The organism is Tropicimonas marinistellae, assembly GCF_001509585.1.
Lineage (GTDB): Bacteria > Pseudomonadota > Alphaproteobacteria > Rhodobacterales > Rhodobacteraceae > Tropicimonas > Tropicimonas marinistellae.
In genome coordinates this window covers 670,078-689,425 of record NZ_LNCI01000001.1, presented here as the reverse complement: position 1 = coordinate 689,425, position 19,348 = coordinate 670,078, and the positions used below count along the sequence as shown (strand labels likewise).

At 64.5% G+C, this 19,348-nt stretch carries 18 protein-coding genes and 1 riboswitch; of the genes, 2 read left to right on the top strand and 16 right to left on the bottom strand.

What is annotated here, in order from left to right; all coding sequences use genetic code 11:
* Positions 1-3: 3 nt before the first annotated feature.
* Together ARC39_RS26085 and trpB are read right to left on the bottom strand one after the other, a co-directional pair.
* Positions 4-603 carry a helix-turn-helix transcriptional regulator gene (locus ARC39_RS26085; protein ID WP_236545103.1) on the bottom strand — a complete coding sequence of 200 codons (600 nt, stop codon included), beginning with the start codon at positions 601-603 and terminating at the stop codon, positions 4-6.
* Between the two features lie 1,128 nt (positions 604-1,731).
* Positions 1,732-2,979 (bottom strand): tryptophan synthase subunit beta, encoded by a 1,248-nt coding sequence (gene trpB / locus ARC39_RS03240; RefSeq protein WP_068109855.1) that lies wholly within the window; start codon positions 2,977-2,979, stop codon positions 1,732-1,734.
* Between the two features lie 161 nt (positions 2,980-3,140).
* Between trpB and ARC39_RS03235 the strand changes: the two genes are divergently transcribed.
* Complete coding sequence (locus ARC39_RS03235) at positions 3,141-4,793, top strand: tannase/feruloyl esterase family alpha/beta hydrolase (protein WP_068109852.1); 1,653 nt, start codon at positions 3,141-3,143, stop codon at positions 4,791-4,793.
* A gap of 45 nt (positions 4,794-4,838) precedes the next feature.
* On the opposite strand, the gene ARC39_RS03230 is transcribed toward ARC39_RS03235, so the two are convergent.
* The 9 genes from ARC39_RS03230 to aroA form a co-directional block, all read right to left on the bottom strand.
* Positions 4,839-5,231, bottom strand: a complete 393-nt coding sequence (locus ARC39_RS03230; RefSeq protein ID WP_068110146.1) for a GNAT family N-acetyltransferase — start codon at positions 5,229-5,231, stop codon at positions 4,839-4,841.
* A 50-nt stretch (positions 5,232-5,281) separates the two neighbouring features.
* Entirely contained in the window at positions 5,282-5,926 is a 645-nt protein-coding gene (locus ARC39_RS03225) for a phosphoribosylanthranilate isomerase (RefSeq protein ID WP_068109849.1), read from the bottom strand.
* Between the two features lie 6 nt (positions 5,927-5,932).
* Positions 5,933-6,301 (bottom strand): LapA family protein, encoded by a 369-nt coding sequence (locus ARC39_RS03220; RefSeq protein WP_368085964.1) that lies wholly within the window; start codon positions 6,299-6,301, stop codon positions 5,933-5,935.
* An 11-nt stretch (positions 6,302-6,312) separates the two neighbouring features.
* Positions 6,313-6,600 carry an integration host factor subunit beta gene (gene ihfB, locus ARC39_RS03215; RefSeq protein ID WP_068109846.1) on the bottom strand — a complete coding sequence of 96 codons (288 nt, stop codon included), beginning with the start codon at positions 6,598-6,600 and terminating at the stop codon, positions 6,313-6,315.
* 563 nt (positions 6,601-7,163) lie between these two features.
* Positions 7,164-8,843, bottom strand: coding sequence for a 30S ribosomal protein S1 (gene rpsA / locus ARC39_RS03210; RefSeq protein WP_201455701.1), 1,680 nt, complete (start codon positions 8,841-8,843; stop codon positions 7,164-7,166).
* Between the two features lie 692 nt (positions 8,844-9,535).
* Positions 9,536-10,549, bottom strand: a complete 1,014-nt coding sequence (locus ARC39_RS03205) for an aldo/keto reductase (protein WP_068109840.1) — start codon at positions 10,547-10,549, stop codon at positions 9,536-9,538.
* A 9-nt stretch (positions 10,550-10,558) separates the two neighbouring features.
* Positions 10,559-11,179, bottom strand: a complete 621-nt coding sequence (locus tag ARC39_RS03200) for a (d)CMP kinase (protein ID WP_068109837.1) — start codon at positions 11,177-11,179, stop codon at positions 10,559-10,561.
* A gap of 99 nt (positions 11,180-11,278) precedes the next feature.
* Positions 11,279-11,692, bottom strand: a complete 414-nt coding sequence (locus ARC39_RS03195; protein WP_068109834.1) for a GFA family protein — start codon at positions 11,690-11,692, stop codon at positions 11,279-11,281.
* Complete coding sequence (aroA, locus tag ARC39_RS03190; protein WP_068109831.1) at positions 11,692-13,044, bottom strand: 3-phosphoshikimate 1-carboxyvinyltransferase; 1,353 nt, start codon at positions 13,042-13,044, stop codon at positions 11,692-11,694. Before aroA ends, ARC39_RS03195 begins: the two co-directional genes overlap by 1 nt.
* A gap of 227 nt (positions 13,045-13,271) precedes the next feature.
* Between aroA and ARC39_RS03185 the strand changes: the two genes are divergently transcribed.
* Positions 13,272-14,102 carry an aldo/keto reductase gene (locus tag ARC39_RS03185; protein WP_068109827.1) on the top strand — a complete coding sequence of 277 codons (831 nt, stop codon included), beginning with the start codon at positions 13,272-13,274 and terminating at the stop codon, positions 14,100-14,102.
* 41 nt (positions 14,103-14,143) lie between these two features.
* Here the strand turns inward: ARC39_RS03185 and trmB are convergent, their stop codons facing one another.
* The 5 genes from trmB to ybeY all read right to left on the bottom strand — a co-directional run bounded on the left by trmB (position 14,144) and on the right by ybeY (position 19,325).
* Positions 14,144-14,857, bottom strand: a complete 714-nt coding sequence (gene trmB, locus ARC39_RS03180; protein ID WP_068109825.1) for a tRNA (guanine(46)-N(7))-methyltransferase TrmB — start codon at positions 14,855-14,857, stop codon at positions 14,144-14,146.
* Positions 14,858-15,058: 201 nt separating this feature from the next.
* Positions 15,059-16,228 carry a methionine adenosyltransferase gene (metK, locus tag ARC39_RS03175; RefSeq protein WP_068109822.1) on the bottom strand — a complete coding sequence of 390 codons (1,170 nt, stop codon included), beginning with the start codon at positions 16,226-16,228 and terminating at the stop codon, positions 15,059-15,061.
* A 4-nt stretch (positions 16,229-16,232) separates the two neighbouring features.
* Positions 16,233-16,281: riboswitch (SAM-SAH riboswitch) on the bottom strand.
* Between the two features lie 33 nt (positions 16,282-16,314).
* On the bottom strand, positions 16,315-17,850 hold the full coding sequence (gene lnt, locus ARC39_RS03170) for an apolipoprotein N-acyltransferase (protein WP_068109819.1): 1,536 nt from the start codon (positions 17,848-17,850) through the stop codon (positions 16,315-16,317).
* A gap of 6 nt (positions 17,851-17,856) precedes the next feature.
* A complete protein-coding gene (locus tag ARC39_RS03165) occupies positions 17,857-18,786 on the bottom strand; it encodes a hemolysin family protein (protein ID WP_068109816.1) in 930 nt (309 codons plus the stop codon).
* A gap of 38 nt (positions 18,787-18,824) precedes the next feature.
* Complete coding sequence (gene ybeY, locus ARC39_RS03160; RefSeq protein ID WP_068110139.1) at positions 18,825-19,325, bottom strand: rRNA maturation RNase YbeY; 501 nt, start codon at positions 19,323-19,325, stop codon at positions 18,825-18,827.
* Positions 19,326-19,348: the final 23 nt, after the last annotated feature.

Below are 19,348 nucleotides of genomic sequence, written 5' to 3'. Positions count from 1 at the left end.
CGCCTAGCCGACCTGCCCGGGCAAATCGACATGCATGAGATCCTCGATGAAGAGGCTGACGAGCTGGGAGCGACCAGACACACCGGCCTTGCGATAAATCGCGGCTGTCTGCGCCTTCACGGTGCCTTCGGAGGTGCCACGATAACCGGCAATCTCCTGCGTGGTGCTTCCCTTGACGAGGAAATACGCCACATCGTGTTCCGCCGGCGTCAATCCCCATTCTCCAAACCGCTCCTCGAGCAACTGCCCGAACGCACCTGATAGCGCGGCGAGTTTGTCTTCGGCTTCGCGGCGCTTTGCGTTGCTGTAGAAGATTGCGCCAACGCCAAAAAAGAGACCGATCACAAGGCCAACGGCCGCGCCGATCTCGATCATCTCATGCGCGCCCCAGCCCAGCGGCGATGTGCGCAGTCCGAGCACCGGACCGAAGACCTCATAGGCAAAAAACGCCGCGCAGGCCGTCTGCAGGAAGACAAGGCCCGTCACGGCGACGCGCCATTGCCTGAGACCGGCCGAGCGCCCGATACGCGCAAGACACCGCCGCGCCGTGTTCACCGCGGACCCTGGCACCAACTCACCGTTTCCCCTGCTTGTACGTGCCACTTGTATTCCCGCTCACTTCGGCTGGATTGCTTCTGTCCCGCGTTGACCGGAGCGCCTCAACCGTCGTTCTCTTTTCGCGCTGACGCACTGTGAAACGCGCGACATCGACGCCCGGTTTTCGATCCGGATAGAGCACCTGCCGCGTTGGGACGACCTCCATGTCGTCGCACGTCCCGCTCCTTGGCCGCCGTTCTCGGCGTCTATTCAGGATTCTGACGTGAGGGAAATTCCCCTGGCGGCCCGGCTTCCGGCCTCGGCCCTCCGCTGTTCCCGTCAGGACGCGAATGGCCGCCCCCGCCCGGCGGAGGAGGTGGCGGCCCGTTCCCCGGCCTGCGCGCATCGGGGGGCGCTCGCTCCCGGCCATCGTTATCGGGCGGCCCGCGATCGAAAACACCTTTGTCGCGGCTGTCGGGCGTGGGCGCGCGCGTGTAGTCGCGCAGAATTTCGCCCGTACGCGGCTGGACAACGACTTCGCGCCGTGATCCGTCTCGCGATCCGCTCACGACGATACGGCCCAGCAGCGTCCGCCTCTGCCGAATGTCCTGATACCCCTGCAGTTCCAGCTGCTCTATCACCAGTTCGTCGATGGTCTGCGCCGATACCGGCGGCGCTGTCAGAAGCGACAGAACGGCGAGCAGAGTGAGGACAGAACGCATCGGCCTACCTGTGATTTCCCGGCATGTCCCGCTTGTCCGCGGGTCGCCATTGCCCGTCTCCGCCGTCCCGCGTCGTACCGAAGTCGCGCGTGTCGGAGCAGTTACGATATTCCGGCCCGCAACCGGCGATCCGCGAATTCGACCCCGGGAGAAATTTCCCGGGGCCGAGTCCGAGTAAGGCTAGAGCATGCCTCTTAATCTGTACAAGGCCCGCCGGCAACGGGCGCCGGTTGAGGGTGGTGCGCCCGCCACAGCTGGGGGTCCGTGAATGGCGGCCTTGCACGGTGTGCTTGAACCACGCCGTGCCACCGCCGCCAATTCGCCAGAGGTTTATGCGCCGCCGCGTGCCCCCGAAAATCGCTCGTAAACCGAGGTTTATGGCTGGTTTTCAAGCGGAAAGGCCCGCGCTGCCCCCACGTGAACCGGCGCCGCGCACGCTGGCCTGCCAAGCGGTCTCGCGGCGGCGCTTGGTTCAACCGGCGTCCCGTCCTTCCGGGCCGGACATGTCGAAACCGAGCACGCGGGCAACGGTGAAGATGTCCTTGTCGCCGCGCCCGCACATATTCATGCAGATGATGTGATCCTTCGGCAAATCCGGCGCGATCTTCATCACATGGGCAAGCGCGTGGCTCGGCTCCAACGCGGGGATGATCCCCTCCTGCGCACAACAAAGCTGGAACGCCGACAGGGCCTCCATATCCGTGACTGAGACATATTCCGCCCGCCCGGTATCGTGCAGCCACGAATGCTCCGGGCCGATGCCGGGATAGTCGAGACCGGCCGAAATCGAGTGCCCTTCGAGGATCTGCCCATCCGCATCCTGCAACAGGTAGGTCCGGTTGCCATGCAACACACCCGGCCGCCCGCCTGTCAGCGAGGCGCAATGTTCCATCTTCTCGTTGACGCCCTTCCCCCCGGCTTCGACCCCAATGATCCGCACTTGCGGATCGTCGAGGAACGGATGGAAAAGCCCCATCGCATTCGACCCACCGCCGATGCAGGCGATCACGCTGTCGGGCAGCCGGCCCTCGCGTTCGAGCATCTGCGCCTTGGCCTCCTTGCCGATGATCGACTGGAAGTCGCGCACCATCGCCGGATAGGGGTGCGGGCCGGCAACCGTCCCGATGCAGTAGAAGGTATCGCGCACGTTGGTCACCCAGTCGCGCAGCGCGTCGTTCATCGCGTCCTTCAGCGTCCCGCGCCCGGAGGTAACAGGTACCACCTCCGCACCCAGCAACCGCATGCGGAAGACGTTCGGCGCCTGCCGCTCCACATCCGTGGCGCCCATGTAGACCACGCATTTCAGACCGAACTTGGCGCAAACGGTCGCGGTCGCGACGCCGTGCTGCCCGGCACCTGTTTCCGCAATGATCCGGGTCTTGCCCATCCGCCGCGCGAGCAACAGCTGACCCAGCACGTTGTTAATCTTGTGCGCGCCGGTGTGGTTGAGCTCGTCGCGCTTCATGTAAATCTTTGCGCCGCCCAGATGCTCCGTCAGCCTGTCGGCGAAGTAGAGCGGCGAGGGGCGCCCAACGTAGTGCTTCCAGAGATCGTCCATTTCGGCCCAGAAACTCTCGTCCGTCTTGGCGTGCTCGTATTGCGCTTCCAAGTCCAGTATCAGCGGCATGAGCGTTTCCGAGACAAACCGTCCGCCGAACAAGCCGAAGCGGCCCTTCTCGTCGGGCACGTTCATGAAGGAGTTGAGCTGGTCGTTCGCCATTTGATCCGCCTTTTTTGCCTGGGCTGACCGTTGATCTAAGGCGAATGTCGGCGTGGGTAAAGCCGCGTCTCCGGGCGATAGCCATCTTAACCCGGGTTGCCGTTGACGCGCGACGGCTATTGGACGGACATTGGGCCCAAACGAAAAACGGGAGGAGCATCATGGAACACCCAAGACTTGCCGCTGGGCTTGCCAGCGCAGTTGTCACACTTGCCACACCGGGCATCGCCCAAACGGCTGATTGTGCGTCCATGACCGACGCCGCGCCGGACGGCGTGACAATTGTCGAAGCGGTTCAGACGCCCGCGAACGACGAAGCACCCGTTGATCACTGCCTTGTGCGTGGCCGCATGGCCGAGCGCACCGGCAGCGACGGCAATGCCTACGCGATCTCTTTCGAACTGCGCCTGCCGGTGGCCTGGGAGGGGCGGTTCCTGCATCAATTCAACGGGGGCAACGACGGAAGCGTCGTACCGGCGCTCGGCGCTGGCACGGGTGTCGCGGCGGGCAACCCGGCACTGGCGCGGGGCTTCGCGGTTGTCTCGTCCGATGCCGGGCACGATGGCAAGGCGCATCCCGACGCGGGTCTCACGGGGGGCAACATGTTCGGCTTCGACTTCGAGGCGCGGCGCGACTACGGCTACAATGCGGTTGCGCAATTGCATCCCGTCGCGCTCTCTCTGGTCGAAGCCCATTACGGGCGTGCGCCGGAGCATGTCTATGGCTACGGCCGGTCGAATGGCGGCAGGCACGCGATGGTTGCGGCCGAACGGATGCCCGGTGCCTTCGACGGTCTGCTCGCCGGCTATCCCGGTTTCAATCTGCCCAAGGCGGCCATTCAGCATGCCTGGGACGTGCAATCGTTCAGGGCCGTCGGCGAAACCCTCGCAGCAGCCTTCAGCCCCGAAGAAATGAACCTCGTCTCCGAAGCCATCGTTGCCGCCTGCGACGAGCTGGACGGGCTGCCGGATGGCGTCGTCTTCGCCACACTCGCCTGTCAGGAGGCATTCGACCCGGCGGCTCTGGTCTGCGCGGACGGGCAAAACAGCGAATGCCTGACAGCGGAGAAAGTCTCGGCGCTTGAGCGTATCCACGCCGGCCCGAGCGACGGCAGCGGTTCCCAGCTGTACAACAGCTGGTATTGGGATACCGGCCTGAACAGCGGTGGCTGGCGGTTCTGGAAGCTCGAAAGTACGGTGCCGCCCTGGGGGCAAAAACCGATCATCGCGGTGATGGGGGCCGGATCGCTGGCGCAGATCTTCACAACGCCGCCAACCGAAGTCGCGGGGACGCCGGATGACCTCGAAGGATACCTGATGAGTTTCGACTTCGACGCCGACGCGCCGAAGATCCACGCGACATCGGCCGACTTCCCGGAAAGCCCGATGGAGGTGATGACCCCGCCCAACGCCGGGAACCCGACACTTGAAGACCTTCAGGCCGCTGGCGGCAAGCTGATCGTGTTCCATGGCGTATCGGACCCCGTGTTCTCCTTCAAGGACACGGCGGATTGGTATGGACGGCTGCAAGAAAACAATCCCAACGCCGACGACTTCGTCCGGTTCTACGCAATACCGGGAATGCCCCATGGCCAGGGCGGGAACGCGCCGGACGAGGTCGACCTGCTGCGCACACTCATGGACTGGGTCGAAGGCGGCAATTCGCCGGGGGCCGTGACCGCCGAATTTCGCGCGGACGGAAAGGAGATCCGGCCCGAGAACGTTGGCGCGGAACGGCCGCTTTGTCCCTACCCCGCACATGCGGTCTACACGGGTAGCGACGCCAGCAGCGCGACGAGCTTTTCCTGCGAATAACCAAGCGGGCGGCGCATCATGCGCCACCGCATCCCCTGACTGTCATCACAGTGGCTTCTTGAAACCGATGTGGGACGGCGTGTAGCCGAGCCCTTCGTAGAACGACTGTGCCCGCTCTCGCGCCCGGTTCGTGGTGAGTTGCAGAAGCCCGCAGCCAGCCGCTCGCGCCCGCGCCTCGGCATCCGCAAACATCGCTGCGCCAAGACCCCGCCCGCGGAACGGCGCGGCGATGCGCACACTTTCGATCTGCGCCCGGCGCGTCGCCTTGAGCGACAGGCCGGAAATGAAGGTGAGCTGGTAGGTCGCGACCACGTCGCCCGCCAACTCGCCCACGATCAACAGGTTTCCACCTTCCGCCCGCATCGCATCGAAGGCCGCGACATACTGCGCCAGGTCGGTGCCTTCCCGCCCCTGCCCCAGCATGTCGTCGGCGAGCATCTCCACGATCGCGGGCACGTCGTCGCGCCGCGCCTCCCGCCAGATCGCATTCACGCCAACGCGGCCCTGGCGAATGCCTCGATCAATGCCGGGTCCTTTTGCCCCGGCGCCGATTCCACGCCCGACGAGACGTCGACCTGGCGGGCGCCGGTGAGATGAATGGCCTCGGCGACGTTTTCCGGCGTCAGGCCACCGGCCAGCATCCACGGCACCGGCCAACGGCGCCCCGCAATGAGCCGCCAGTCGAAGGCGAGCCCATTCCCTCCGGGAAGCACGGCGCCCTCGGGGGGCTTGGCGTCCACGAGCAACTGGTCCGCCACCCTTCCGTAGTCCGCCAAAGCCGGCAGATCTGCCTCCGTTGCAACACCAACCGCCTTCATGACCGGCAGGCCATACCGATCCCTGAGCGCAGCCACGCGCTCCGGCGGCTCCGACCCGTGGAGTTGCAGCATATCGAGAGGCACCCGGTCGAGAATCTGATCGAGCGTCGCATCGTCGGCGTTCACCGTGAGCGCGACCTTTGCCACGCCCACCGGCACATCGAGCGCCAGCGCGCGTGCCGCCTCCGGATCAACGTGGCGCGGCGACTTGGGAAAGAAAACGAACCCGACGTAGGCCGCACCGGATCTAGCGGCCACAGCCACATGCTGCGGCCTCGTCAGGCCGCAGATCTTCACGCGAATGTCAGGCGGCATGAGGTGTCAGCTTGCCTTGCGCGTGGCGGCCTGGTCGAGAATGGCAAGAACCTCGTCCTTGCCCTCGTTGGACTCCTGCTTCAGCCGCGATACCTCGCGGTTGAGGCTCTTGACCTGGCGTTGCCGCTTGCTGACCTCGGCACGATGCTTGCTCTCGCGGATCCACTCGAGGATATAGCCAAGAAGCAAGCCAACCGCGATCCCGCCCAGGACCACGATGAACAGCGGCAGGTCAATCGAGAAATTCCAGGCCACGAGATCAGCGAGCCCCGACGGCAGTGCCGTCAGCGTCACCATCTGCCGGTTTGCCATGGCGGCAATAACCAGCACGGCAACGATTGCGGCCAGGATCAGGTAGCGAACGTATCGCATCATCGTCGAACCCCTCAGGTTTCCAGCCCGTTCAACCGATCGCGCAACAGCTTTCCGGTCTTGAAGAACGGCACGTGTTTCTCCTCCACGTCCACCGCATCTCCGGTCCGTGGATTCCGTCCCGTCCTCGCATCCCTTTTCTTCACGGAAAAGGCGCCGAAACCGCGCAGTTCCACACGGTCGCCCCGTGCCATCGCGTCGATGATCTCCTCAAAGACCGTGTTCACGATCTTCTCCACGTCCCGCTGATACAGGTGAGGGTTTTCCTCGGCAAGAATCTGAATAAGTTCCGATCGAATCATAGGTCTCCCCCTCAGCCGTCCCACAACGCAGCGGCGCACCATTCATGTCGCTCATCCGACTATACGGCATTTCTGCCACATCGTAACGGAAATCGCGTTGCTTGGTGCCAGAAATTCGCCCCTAAAGCCCCGAAAACAGGCGAGAAACCGGGTCGCATGCTCAGTCAAGCGCCCGAAAGCCGTCACCGCGCGCCAAAGCGGCGCCGAATCGTTCGGGATCGCAACGCCGTCAATTCCTGCCGCGCGGCGGGGAATCGCGGCGTGAATTGACCCGCTTTGTCCGAAAAAAACGCGACGCAGACCGATCCGTTTCCACGTGCCCATCCTCGAAAGACAGCATCGCGCGACACGGCGTGGGCCTGTCACGGAACGGCAATCGAGTTGTCGATGAAGTGCGGCAAGCCGGTTTCCCGGCGGGTGCAATTTGCACCGGGTCCGAACCGCCAACGACACAGACGGCGCCCCCTCGTCAGTCGGCTGGAGCGCCGCTCCCGAAGCCTACCGAAAAGAAAAGGCCCCGTGGAACACGGGGCCTTCCATTGTTCTTACCATCGGCGTGAGGATCACTCGTCGCCCTTGAGCGCTGCGCCAAGGATGTCGCCGAGCGAGGCTCCCGAATCCGAGGAGCCGAACTGCTCCACCGCTTCACGCTCTTCGGCAATCTCGCGCGCCTTGATCGACAGGCCCAGACGGCGCGTCTTGCTGTCGATGTTGGTCACACGCACATCCACGTGGTCGCCGACCTGGAAGCGCTCCGGGCGCTGCTCGGCACGATCACGCGACAGGTCGGAGCGGCGGATGAAGGACTTCATGCCCTCGTATTCCACCTCGATGCCGCCATCCTCGATCGCCGTCACGTTCACCGTGATGACCGAGCCGCGCTTCACGCCGCCCGTGGCCTCGGCAAACTTGTCGCCGCCCAGTGCCTTGATGGAGAGCGAGATACGCTCCTTCTCCACGTCGACCTCGGTGACAACCGCCTGAACCACGTCGCCCTTGCGGTATTGCTGGATGGCCTCTTCGCCGCGCTGATCCCAGCTCAGGTCGGAGAGGTGCACCATGCCGTCGATATCGCCGTCGAGGCCGATGAACAGACCGAATTCGGTGATGTTCTTGACCTCGCCTTCGACCTGCGTGCCCTCGGGGTGCGTCTCGGCAAAGACATCCCACGGGTTGCGCATGGTCTGCTTGAGGCCGAGCGACACGCGACGCTTCGCGGTGTCGATCTCCAGCACCATGACTTCCACTTCCTGGGAGGTGGAGACGATCTTGCCCGGATGGACGTTCTTCTTCGTCCAGGACATTTCGGAGACGTGGACCAGACCCTCGACACCGGGCTCCAGCTCCACAAAGGCGCCGTAGTCGGTGATGTTGGTGACACGGCCGGTATGGACCGATTCCAGCGGGTACTTGCCCTCGACGGTGTTCCACGGATCGTCCTGCAGCTGCTTCATGCCGAGGCTGATACGGTGGGTTTCCTTGTTGATCTTGATGACCTGGACCTTGATGGTCTCGCCGATCGACAGGATCTCGGAGGGGTGGTTCACACGGCGCCAGGCCATGTCGGTGACGTGCAGCAGGCCGTCGACACCGCCGAGGTCAACAAACGCACCGTATTCGGTAATGTTCTTGACCACGCCGTCGACCGCATCGCCTTCGGAGAGCTTGCCGATGACCTCGGCGCGCTGCTCGGCGCGGGACTCTTCGAGGATCGCGCGGCGCGAGACAACGATATTGCCACGGCGGCGGTCCATCTTGAGAATCTGGAACGGCTGCTTGAGGCCCATCAGCGGGCCGGCGTCGCGCACGGGGCGCACATCAACCTGGGAGCCGGGCAGGAAGGCCACGGCACCGCCGAGATCGACGGTGAAGCCACCCTTGACGCGGCCGAAGATCGCACCTTCGACGCGGGCTTCGTCGGCATAGGCCTTCTCCAGACGGTCCCACGCCTCTTCGCGGCGTGCCTTGTCACGGCTGATGACGGCTTCGCCACGGGCGTTCTCGACCCGGTCGAGGTACACCTCGACTTCGTCGCCCACGGCGATCTCGGGCGCTTCGCCCGGATTTGCGAATTCCTTGAGATCGACGCGGCCTTCCATCTTGTAGCCCACGTCGATAATGGCCTGGCCCGCCTCGACGGCGATCACTCGGCCCTTGACAACGCTGCCTTCGGCGGGCGTGTCGATTTCGAAGCTTTCTTGCAGGAGGGCTTCGAATTCCTCCATGGTTGCATTAGCGGACATTCAGTCGGTTTTCCTTCATTTCGCTTTCACTGGCCGGGCGGTTGTCTCCGCCGGTCTTTGGATTGGTCGGAAAGGCGTACCGAGAATGACAATCAGGGCCGGAGGTTTCCCCGACCCTGCCCGCATTCCGGCGTTGACCGCCTCTTGTTTGACGGGGCGTTCTATAGCCGCATCGGACCCGGGGGGCAATAGAAATCCATGGGATCGGAGGCACAGCTGCATGGCGCAGTCGCGGCCGTTTCCGCGATCCGCCGGGTTCTCGCCACCGTTCGCGCATCCCGGCGATGGGATGGGGCGCGGCGCCGATCCAAGCTCTGGCCCGGAGTGACCACCCCCCTGGCCGCGCCCAACCCTCCCCCCGGGAAGGGCGCACTGGCGATGCCGCTATCCGTTCCACCGTCCTCGGCGCAGTGAGACAAATCGCGCCGAATTGACGTCCCAAGGCGCCCACCCAGGGTCGGGCGCAGCCCTCCACGCTCCATTGAAACCGCTGTTCCATCCGCCGATCATATTCTCATTCTGAGCGACGAGGCGACTTGCAGCAGTCGTCGAGCGGGCCATTGGAAATGCGGGCGGCGCCTCGGCACGTGCCGCCCGATAGATCCGGGCGAATTCCTAAGAAACCGTGAATCCGCCCTCGTAACCCATTGGAATCATTACATCGACGTCTTGTCTCACGCGTGGGACAATGTTCAGGAATACCGCTCCGGCCCGGCCCACTGGCTCTCGGTGTAGCGGTCGCCATGGGCCCAACCCACGGGCAGCACCTGCTCGATCCGGGCGATCTCGGCGGCCGACAATTCCAGCGCGGCCCCCGCGACCAGTTCCTCGAAGTGGCGGACCGACCGGGTGCCCGGGATCGGAATCACATGGCTGCCGCGGCTCAGGAGCCAGGCAATGGCCAGCGCCGCCGCCGGGTATCCCATCTCCGCGGCCAACCGGCGGAAACGGTCCGTCGCGGCGAGGTTGGCCGCAAGGTTGGGCGCGACAAACCTCGGATTGTTGGTCAGGAACGGAATGTCACGGATTTTCTCGGCAGTGGGCGGCCGATCCGTCAGCAATCCGCGCCCGACAGGCGAAAACGCGACCAGCGAGGTGCCCAATTCGGCACAGGTCTGGACCAGCCCCAGTTCGGGCGCACGCGTGGAAAGCGAGTATTCCGACTGCACGGCCGCCACAGGGCAAACCGCATGCGCCCGCCGCAGGGAACTCGGCGCGATCTCCGAGAATCCGACAGCTCGCGCCTTTCCGGCCTGAACGAGACCGGCGAGGGTTTCGGCCACCTCTTCGATTGGCCGGTCGGCCTCCCGCCGGTGAACATAGAAGAGGTCCACGCACTCGATACCGAGCCGCGTGAGACTGCCTTCAAGTTCCGAGGTCAGATGAGCGCGCGAATTGTCGAAGCGGCGGTCACCCGCGCCCGCACCACCGGCCCCATGCAGGATGCCCGCCTTGGTCGCGATGTGGAACCGGTCATGGGCGTCGGAACCGCGCGCCTTCAGGAAACTCCCGATGGCGTTTTCCGATTTCCCCGCGCCATACACGTTGGATGTATCGATATGGGTCACCCCGTGCGCCAGCGAGGTATCGAGGATCGCATGGGACGCCGCCTCATCGGTCGGGCCATAGAAATCTGAAAACGACATCGCACCGATGCCAATGGCCGATACTGCCGCGCCATCGCGGCCGATCCTTCGGGTCTGCATGGGGGGCTCCTACTCGGTCTTCGCCTGAACCGCCTGCACCGCTTCGAGCGCGGTCCGCACGGCGGTTTCGATACTCATCGTGCTTGTGTCGATCTGAACGGCATCCTTGGCCGCCAGCAACGGCGCCGTTGTGCGGGCCGCGTCTCGGCGGTCACGCTCTGCGAGGTCGGCGGCGACCTCTTGCAGCGATACATCGTGGCCTTTCCCGCGCAACTCCTCGAACCGGCGCTCGGCACGAACGGCATCGGAGGCGGTGACAAACAGCTTCACGTCCGCATCGGGGCATATCACCGTTCCGATATCGCGCCCATCCAGCACCGCGCCGCCCATCCGGCGGGCAAAGGCGCGCTGGAAATCGACCAGGGCGCTGCGCACCTCGGGCATCGCGGCGACGCGGCTCGCGGCCTGGGCGACATCCGGCGCCCTGAGGGCATCCGCATCGCCGAGATCCGCCGCGGTCAGCGCATTCGCCGCCTCCAGCGGTGACATGCCCTGCAGCGTTTTGCGTCCGACGGCGCGGTAGAGCAAGCCGGTGTCCAGATGCGCATAGCCCAGCCGCTCGGCCAGCGCGCGCGCAATCGTGCCCTTGCCGGATGCCGCCGGCCCATCAATTGCAATCGTGAGAGACACCGAGTTGCCCCCGTTTTGTCCTTACCGAATGGGACTTTGCCAAATACACGTTTCGGCAGGCCGCGTCATGTTTTTTTGCCGCCGCCACCGCGAAAGGGGTCAGCCGACCATCGTGGTCAGGGTTGGATCGAACCCGCCCGCGCGCGGCAGAGCTTCGTCGATCTCGTAGTAGTCCCCTTTGTCGTCGCAGTAGATATGCGCGCTCAGAACAACACCCGAGGGCGCGTCAAGGGTTCCGGCGAAGATCGACAGGTTCGCCCCCGGACCATCCCAGAAGAGGTTCGCCCCGCAGGTGCCGCAAAATCCGCGCCGCGCATAGTCCGATGACGCATACCACGTCACTTCGCCGAAAATCGTCACCGAGTCGCGGCGCGCCGAGGTCGCCGCCACGTGATGACCGGAGGTTTTGCGGCATTGCGTGCAGTGGCAGGCGATCACCGGCCGCAGGGGTCCGGTGACTTCGTATCTTACTGCGCCGCAAAGGCAGCCACCGGTGTGGAACGACTCGGACATCAGTCGTTGTCGCGGTCGAATGTGGCCCCAAGCCCGCGCATAAGCGGTTCGAAGATCGGGAAGGAGGTTGCGATGGGCCCTGCATCGTCTACGCTGACGGGCCGTTTCGCGGCCAGACCGCAGACAAGGAAGGACATGGCGATGCGGTGATCAAGCCGGGCCGCCGCCATGGCGCCTCCGGGAACCCCACCAGCCCCAAGCCCATGCACGGTGAAGCTGTCCTCGGTCTCATCGACACGCACTCCGCAGGCGCGCAACCCGACGGCCATGGCGTCGATCCGGTCGCTTTCCTTCACCCGCAACTCGTGCACATCGGTCATCACCGTCTCGCCCTCGGCAAAGGCTGCGACAACCGAGAGGACGGGGTATTCGTCGATCATCGACGGTGCGCGTTCGGGCGGCACCTCGATCCCCTTCATGTCGGGAGAGAACCTGGCGCGCAGGTCGGCAACCGGCTCGCCCCCCTCCTCGCGCTCGTTCTCGTATACGAGGTCGGCACCCATCTCGCGCAGCGTCGTGAAGAGGCCGGCGCGAGTGGGATTGAGCCCGATATTTGGCACCAGCACATCCGAGCCCGGCACAATCAGCGCCGCACAGACCGGGAAAGCGGCCGAGGACGGGTCGCGAGGCACCGCGATGGTCTGCGGCCGCAACTCCGGCTGACCGGTCAGGGTAATCCGGAACCCATCGTCACAGCGCTCCGACGTCACCTCCGCGCCGAAACCACGCAGCATCCGCTCCGTATGATCCCGGGTGGCGGCGGCTTCGGTTACGATCGTTTGCCCGGGCGCGTTGAGCCCTGCCAACAACACTGCCGATTTGACCTGCGCCGAGGCCATCGGCGTCCTGTAGTCCACCGGAACCGGCGCCTTTGCACCGACAATGGTCATCGGCAGACGCCCGCCGTCGCGTCCAACCGCCCGCGCTCCGAATAGCGCCAGCGGATCAGTCACCCGGCCCATCGGGCGCGAGCGCAGCGAGGCGTCGCCGGTGAAGGTCGCAGTGATCGGAGAGGTTGCCATGGCCCCCATGATGAGCCGGACACCGGTCCCGGAATTGCCGCAGTCAATCACGTCCTCCGGTTCGGCGAAACCGCCGACGCCGACACCATGCACGGACCACTCGCCATCGCCGAGTTGCGTGACCTCCGCCCCGAAGGCTGCCATGGCCTTGGCGGTATCGAGTACGTCCTGCCCCTCAAGAAGGCCGCTGATACGTGTTTCACCCACCGCCATAGCGCCCAGTATCAGCGACCGGTGCGAGATTGACTTGTCACCCGGCACATTGGCATTGCCCACGAGCGGGCCGCCCGCGCGGGCCGTCATTTTCTGGGCGGGTCCGTGAGACGCCATTACATGCTCCCTATCCTGTCGCGGTGCCGGTTACCGCAGTCGGCCGCCTGCGTCCAGCGACCGAGAATGCCGCACGCAGATTGGGCACAAGCTTTTGCACCGCTGTCCGGTTTCGGATAGGCGTTGGCGGCCGGCCGAAAACCTGAGTCCGCTCTGCGCAGCTTTTCAGGCCGTTTGGCTGCGACCACGGCCGGCACCGCAGCACGTATCACTCGCAGGAGACCGACATGACCGTCATGCCAACACTCACGCTCAACGACGGCAATACGATACCGCAACTCGGTTTCGGCATTTGGCACGTGCCGCCAGCGACCACTTCGGACACCGTGAAGAGCGCGCTCGGTCTTGGCTACCGGCTGGTCGACGGTGCGTTCTACTACAGCAACGAAACCGAGATGGGCGAGGGCCTGCGCGCCTCCGGAGTATCGCGGGACGAGGTATTCCTCACCTCCAAGATCTGGAACGGTGACCACGGCGCGGAAAAGGCGCGCGCCTCCGTCGAACGCAGCCTGAAGAGCATCGGCGTGGACACCCTTGACCTCGTGCTGATCCACTGGCCGGTCCCGAGCCGCTTTCTTTACGTCGAGACGTGGCAGGCACTGGTCGACATGCGGCAGGCCGGGCTGACCCGCTCCATCGGGGTGTCGAACTTCAACGCCGACCATCTGGAGCGGATCATCGCGGAGACCGGTGTCGTGCCGGCACTGAACCAGATCGAGGTGAACCCGACGCTGCAACAGCCGGAACTGCGGGCAGCAAACGAGAAGCACGGGATCCTCACGCAATCCTGGACGCCACTCGGGAACGGCCGCTCCTTCGATGCCGAACCGATCACGGCGGCGGCCGCGCGGGCCGGCAAGAGCCCCGCCCAAGTGATCCTGCGCTGGCACCTTCAGCTCGGCAATGCGGTGATCACGCGTTCGGAGAACCCTGCGCGCCAGGCCGAAAACCTCGATGTCTTCGACTTCGCGCTTAGCGACAGTGAGATGGCGGAAATCGCGACGCTCGACCTCGGTCTGCGCACCGGTCCCGACCCATCGGTGTTCCGAATGCTCTAGGCGCACCGGGGGGTTCCGGATGTTCGGTGCTCCCCGTCCAGCTAGTCTCTCACGAATGTAAGGTAATGCGGCACCCTGCCTTCGCGCAACGCCTTCTGCTCGTAGCGCGTAGACAGCCAGTCATCCCATGGCGCGCGCCAATCCGTCGGCCCCTCGGCAGTCCAAGTGAACCCGTGGGCAGGCACCTGCTCGAGGGTCTGGCGCACGTAGTCGGGAATATCGGTTGCCACGCGGAACTCGGCGCCGGGCTTCAAAACGCGGGCCAGGGGTTCTAGGTGCTCCGGCGTCACGAATCGGCGCCGGTGGTGTTTCTTCTTCGGCCAGGGATCCGGGTAGAGCAGAAAGGCGCGCGAGATCGATGCCGCCGGAAGCACGTCGAACAGATCGCGCGCATCGCCGGGGTGGACGGCGACGTTTTTCGCGCCGGCGGCCCGGATCTTTCCCAGCAACATGGCAACGCCATTGATGAAAGGCTCGCATCCGATGATCGCGGCGTCGGGATGCTGCACCGCCTGGTGGACCATGTGCTCCCCGCCGCCGAAACCGATCTCCAGCCAGATCTCCCGCGCGCCGAACCGGGCCGCCAGATCAAGTGGTGCCCGGTCAGGATTGACCTCCCAATCCACAGGCCCTGGCGACAGCTTGTCCAGATCCTCGTCGAGATAGCCCTTTTGACTCGACCGCAGCGTCTTGCCGTGGCGGCGGCCATAGAAATTGCGCCACGGGGCGCCAGTGGGAGATTTGCTCTGCGTCATGGTCCGCTGCCTTTGTCAAAGCAGGCCCGCCGGGTCAAGCACCCGTCCGCGTGCGTCAGCACGCGGCCCGGCCCAACGGGATGAGCCCCCAAATGGGGGCGAAGACGGGCGGGAGTTCTCCGCAGCCGGGATCGGTGCTCAACGACCGGATACGCGCAACCGCTGCCGGGCAGCGTGTTCACACCGACGGAGGGACCAAGTTCAGCCAGCCGCCTTCTTGAGTGCCTCGACGAGGTCGGTGCGTTCCCAGCTGAACCCACCCTCATCATCCGGCGCTCGGCCGAAATGGCCGTAGGCGGAGGTGCGCTGGTAGATCGGCTTGTTGAGATCGAGGCGAGAGCGAATGCCCAGCGGCGTAAGGTCCATCACATCCGTCACAGCCCGCTCGATGGCTACCTCGTCCACGCTACCCGTGCCGTAGGTATCCACATAGACAGAGAGCGGCTTGGCGACCCCGATTGCGTAGCTGAGCTGGATCGCACAGCGGCGGGCGAGACCGGCGGCCACAACGTTCTTGGCCAGATACCGCGCCGCGTAGGCAGCCGACCGGTCGACCTTCGTGGGGTCCTTCCCGGAAAAGGCACCGCCGCCGTGCGGCGCCGCGCCGCCGTAGGTGTCGACGATGATCTTCCGTCCCGTCAGGCCCGCGTCCCCGTCCGGCCCGCCGATCACGAAAGTGCCCGTAGGATTCACCCACCACTCCGTCTTTTCGGTGATCCAGTCGGCTGGCAGAACTTCTCGGATGTAGGGTTCCACGATGGCGCGAATGTCGTCTGACGTCTGTCCCTCGTCGGCATGCTGCGTCGACAGCACGATCGAGGACACCTCCACCGGGCGGCCGCCCTCGTAGCGGATCGACAACTGGGACTTGGCATCAGGGCGCAGGTCGGGCTCGGCGCCGCTTTTTCGGGCTTCAGATAGTCGCCGCAGAATCGCATGTGCGTACTGAATCGGCGCTGGCATGAGTTCCGGCGTCTCGTCCACGGCATAGCCGAACATGATGCCCTGGTCGCCCGCGCCCTCGCGGTCCACGCCTTGCGCGATATGTGCCGATTGCTCATGCAGGAAGTTCAGCACCCGGCAGGTGTTCCAGTGAAACTGCTCCTGCTCGTAGCCGATATCCTTGATGCAGTCGCGGGCAATCTGGCTGATGCTGCCCATGAAGTTTTTCAGCCGATCTTCGTCCGACAAGCCAACTTCACCGCCGATAACCACCATACCGCTCGTCGCGAAGGTCTCGCAGGCGACGCGGGCGTTCGGCTCCTCGGTCAGGAACGCGTCGAGAACGGCATCGGAAATCCGGTCGCAGACCTTGTCCGGGTGCCCTTCGGAGACGGACTCCGAAGTGAAAGTGTAATTCTGTCGGGACATTAGGTGCTCCACTAAAGCTACACCGCCACGCCAGGAAGCCGTTGTGACGGTCGATTAAATCCCCTTAGGTCGACCACCCGTCGAGGTCAACTGTCTCTGGGCCGCCGACCCTGAAGCAGTGCCGCAACTGCCATTGCTGCCAGCAACGGCACCAATGGCAAATCGCCGAACCGGGAATAGGGCGTCGGCGGCAGCGGAGCCGGTAGCCGCAGGTCGGTATATCCCGCCTCACCGAGCGGCAGCCGGACAAGCTCCCGCCCGAACGGATCGAAGGCGGCCGACACGCCCGTGTTGGCGGCCCGCACGAGCGGCACACCCTGCTCCACCGCCCGCAGGCGCGCCAGCGCGAGGTGTTGATATGGGCCGGCAAGGCGGCCGAACCAGGCGTCGTTGGTCACCTGTACCAGCCAGTCGGCGCGTCCCGGTGCACGCGCGATGTCATTGGGAAAGATCGCCTCGTAACAGATCAGAGGCAGGATTGTTCCCGCATTTCCGAGGTCCAGCAGGACCGGCCCCGGGCCAGCGCTGTATCCGCCGGATGCATTCGCAGCCAGCCCGAATATGCTCAGCCGGGAAAACAACGAGGAAAATGGCATGTACTCGCCAAAGGGTACCAGGTGATGTTTGTCATATCGGCCGGTCACGGCACCGCTTTCATCCAACGTTACGAGCGTGTTGAACCAGCGGCCGTCCATCTCGCGCCTTTGCACGCCTGCGAGCACCTGCGCACCGTCCGCGGCGTCGGCCATCAATCGGAATGCGTGCGCTGCGTTGTCCAGCAACCAGGGCACGGCTGTCTCTGGCCAGATCACCACATCGGGGCGCTGCGCGCCCGCCGTGGGTGGCGCAGCAGTGAACCCAAGTTGCCGCTCGAAGTAGACCGGCATCAACTCCGGATCCCACTTCAGGTGTTGGGCGGCGTTCGGCTGAACGAGCCGAACCGTCACGGCAGGTTCGGCCGGGGCGGCAGGCCCGGACGGGACTCGCAGGTGCGCCCATCCCGCGGGCAGGGAGACCAGGGCTGCACCGAACAATGCCCCCAAGAGCGCCCGGCGCGCGCCAAACAGCGTCGGAAGGGCCGCCGCGAACAGTGTCAGCAGCGTCAATCCGTGTGCCCCGGCTATAGAGGCAAGCTGCATCTGTGGCGTGCCGATCCAGATGTGCCCGACCAAGGCCCAGGGAAACCCTGTGAAAACAAAGGATCGTAGCATCTCCGCCGACGTCAAGGCGACAACAGCAAGTCCCGCGCGCTGTCGCTGCGTATGCCCCAGACGTGCAGCCAATCCGAAAGCAAGCGCCCAGAAGAGGCCGAGCCCGCCCGCAAGAAACGCAAGGGCGAACGGCGCCATCCAGCCGTGGCGCGCGATGTCCACGAGAAAAGGTTCCACGATCCAGAACAGAGCCGCCGCGAAATAACCGGTCCCCAAAGCCCATCCGCGCCAAGCGGCCGTCTGCCAACGCGCAGGCAAGGAAAGAAGCGCCAAAGCGACCGCGAAGACAGCAAGTGCACCCCACGCCCAACCAAGCGGTGCCTGACCCGTTGCCGCCAGGGCTCCGAGTCCCAGGCAAATCCCGAAGCCTGAGCGGCGCGCTTCAACCGCCCTGGCAAATACCGCCGCCATGCCGGCTTACTCGGCTGCCGCCTGCTGCGACAATGCGAGCGCAGTACCGGGCAGCCGGACGCGCAGGCGCTTGATACGCCGTGGATCTGCGTCCACGACCTCGAATTGCGCGCCGGACGGATGCGGGATCACTTCACCGCGTGCAGGCACGCGACCGGTCTCCATGAAGACGAGCCCGCCAAGCGTATCGACCTCTTCCTCGTCCTCGCTATCCAGCAGCTTCATGCCGATTTCGGATTCGAAACCGTCAAGCGGCGCGCGCGCGAGCGCAAGGTAGCAACCGGGTTTCTCGAGGGTCCAGAATGCCTCTTCCTCAACGTCGTGCTCGTCTTCGATCTCACCGATCACCTGTTCGATCAGATCCTCGATCGTCGCCAACCCATCGACGCCGCCATACTCGTCGATGACGAGAGCCATATGGCGGCGGTCTGTTTGCATCTTCTGCAACAGCACGCCAATCGGCATCGATGGCGGCGCGTAGATCAGCGGGCGTAGCATCTCGCGCAAGTCAAACGTCTCGGCGCCATTGCCGTTGAACCCATATCGCAGGGCCACGTCTTTCAAATGCACAAGGCCGAGGGGGCTGTCGATTGTGCCATCATAGACCGGCAGGCGGGTATTGCCGCTATCGCGGAATACTTCCAGCAGTGCATCGAGGCCGATATCGACGGGGACCGAGACAATCTCCACCCGCGGTATCGCCACATCCTCCACGCGCATCTGGCGGAGGTTCGCCATACCGCGCGACGGACCAGTTCGCACCTCTTCCGGCAGGGGCACGGTATTGTGCATGCCAACGCCTCCGCGCGCCTCCGCGGCAGTTTCGGGTTTTCTAAACAGGTCGCCGAGACGCCGCATTATCCCGCGACTCGGTGGTGTGTCGGTCTCCTGCGCGCCATGCGCTGCGCTAGAAGATCCTTCGGGAGTATCGCCCATCGTTCCTTTCCAAAAACGCCGGTCGCGCCGGCACGACCCTAATATGGGTTCGGAAATCCAAGTTTGAACAGTATCTCAACCTCGAGGCGTTCCATCAAGAGCGCATCTTCGTCGCGGATGTGATCGTATCCCAACAAATGGAGCAAACCGTGAACGATCAGGTGCGTCACATGCGCCTCCAGCGGCTTTCCCGCCTCCTCCGCCTCCCTCGCGCAGGTTTCCCACGCAAGCGCTATGTCCCCCAGAAACGGGGGTTCGCCGGGAAAATCCGGTTCCGGTAGTGCCGGTTGCCCACCTGGCTTCTCTGGCGCGAGATCATCCGACGGCCATGACAAGACATTTGTCGCAGCTTCCTTTGCCCGGAAATCAGCATTCAGAACGGCGATGCGGGCGTCGTCGGTGGCAAGTATGGTGCAGGTGCAATCTTCGGGTAGATGCAGGTGCCGGAGGCTCGCGAGAATCGCGCGCTCGGCAAGAGCATGAAGGCCCGTGGCGTCCCATGCTTCCGCCTCCAGCACGATATCGACGGTTTCGGTCATTCCCGCCATCTCGTTCAATTCCC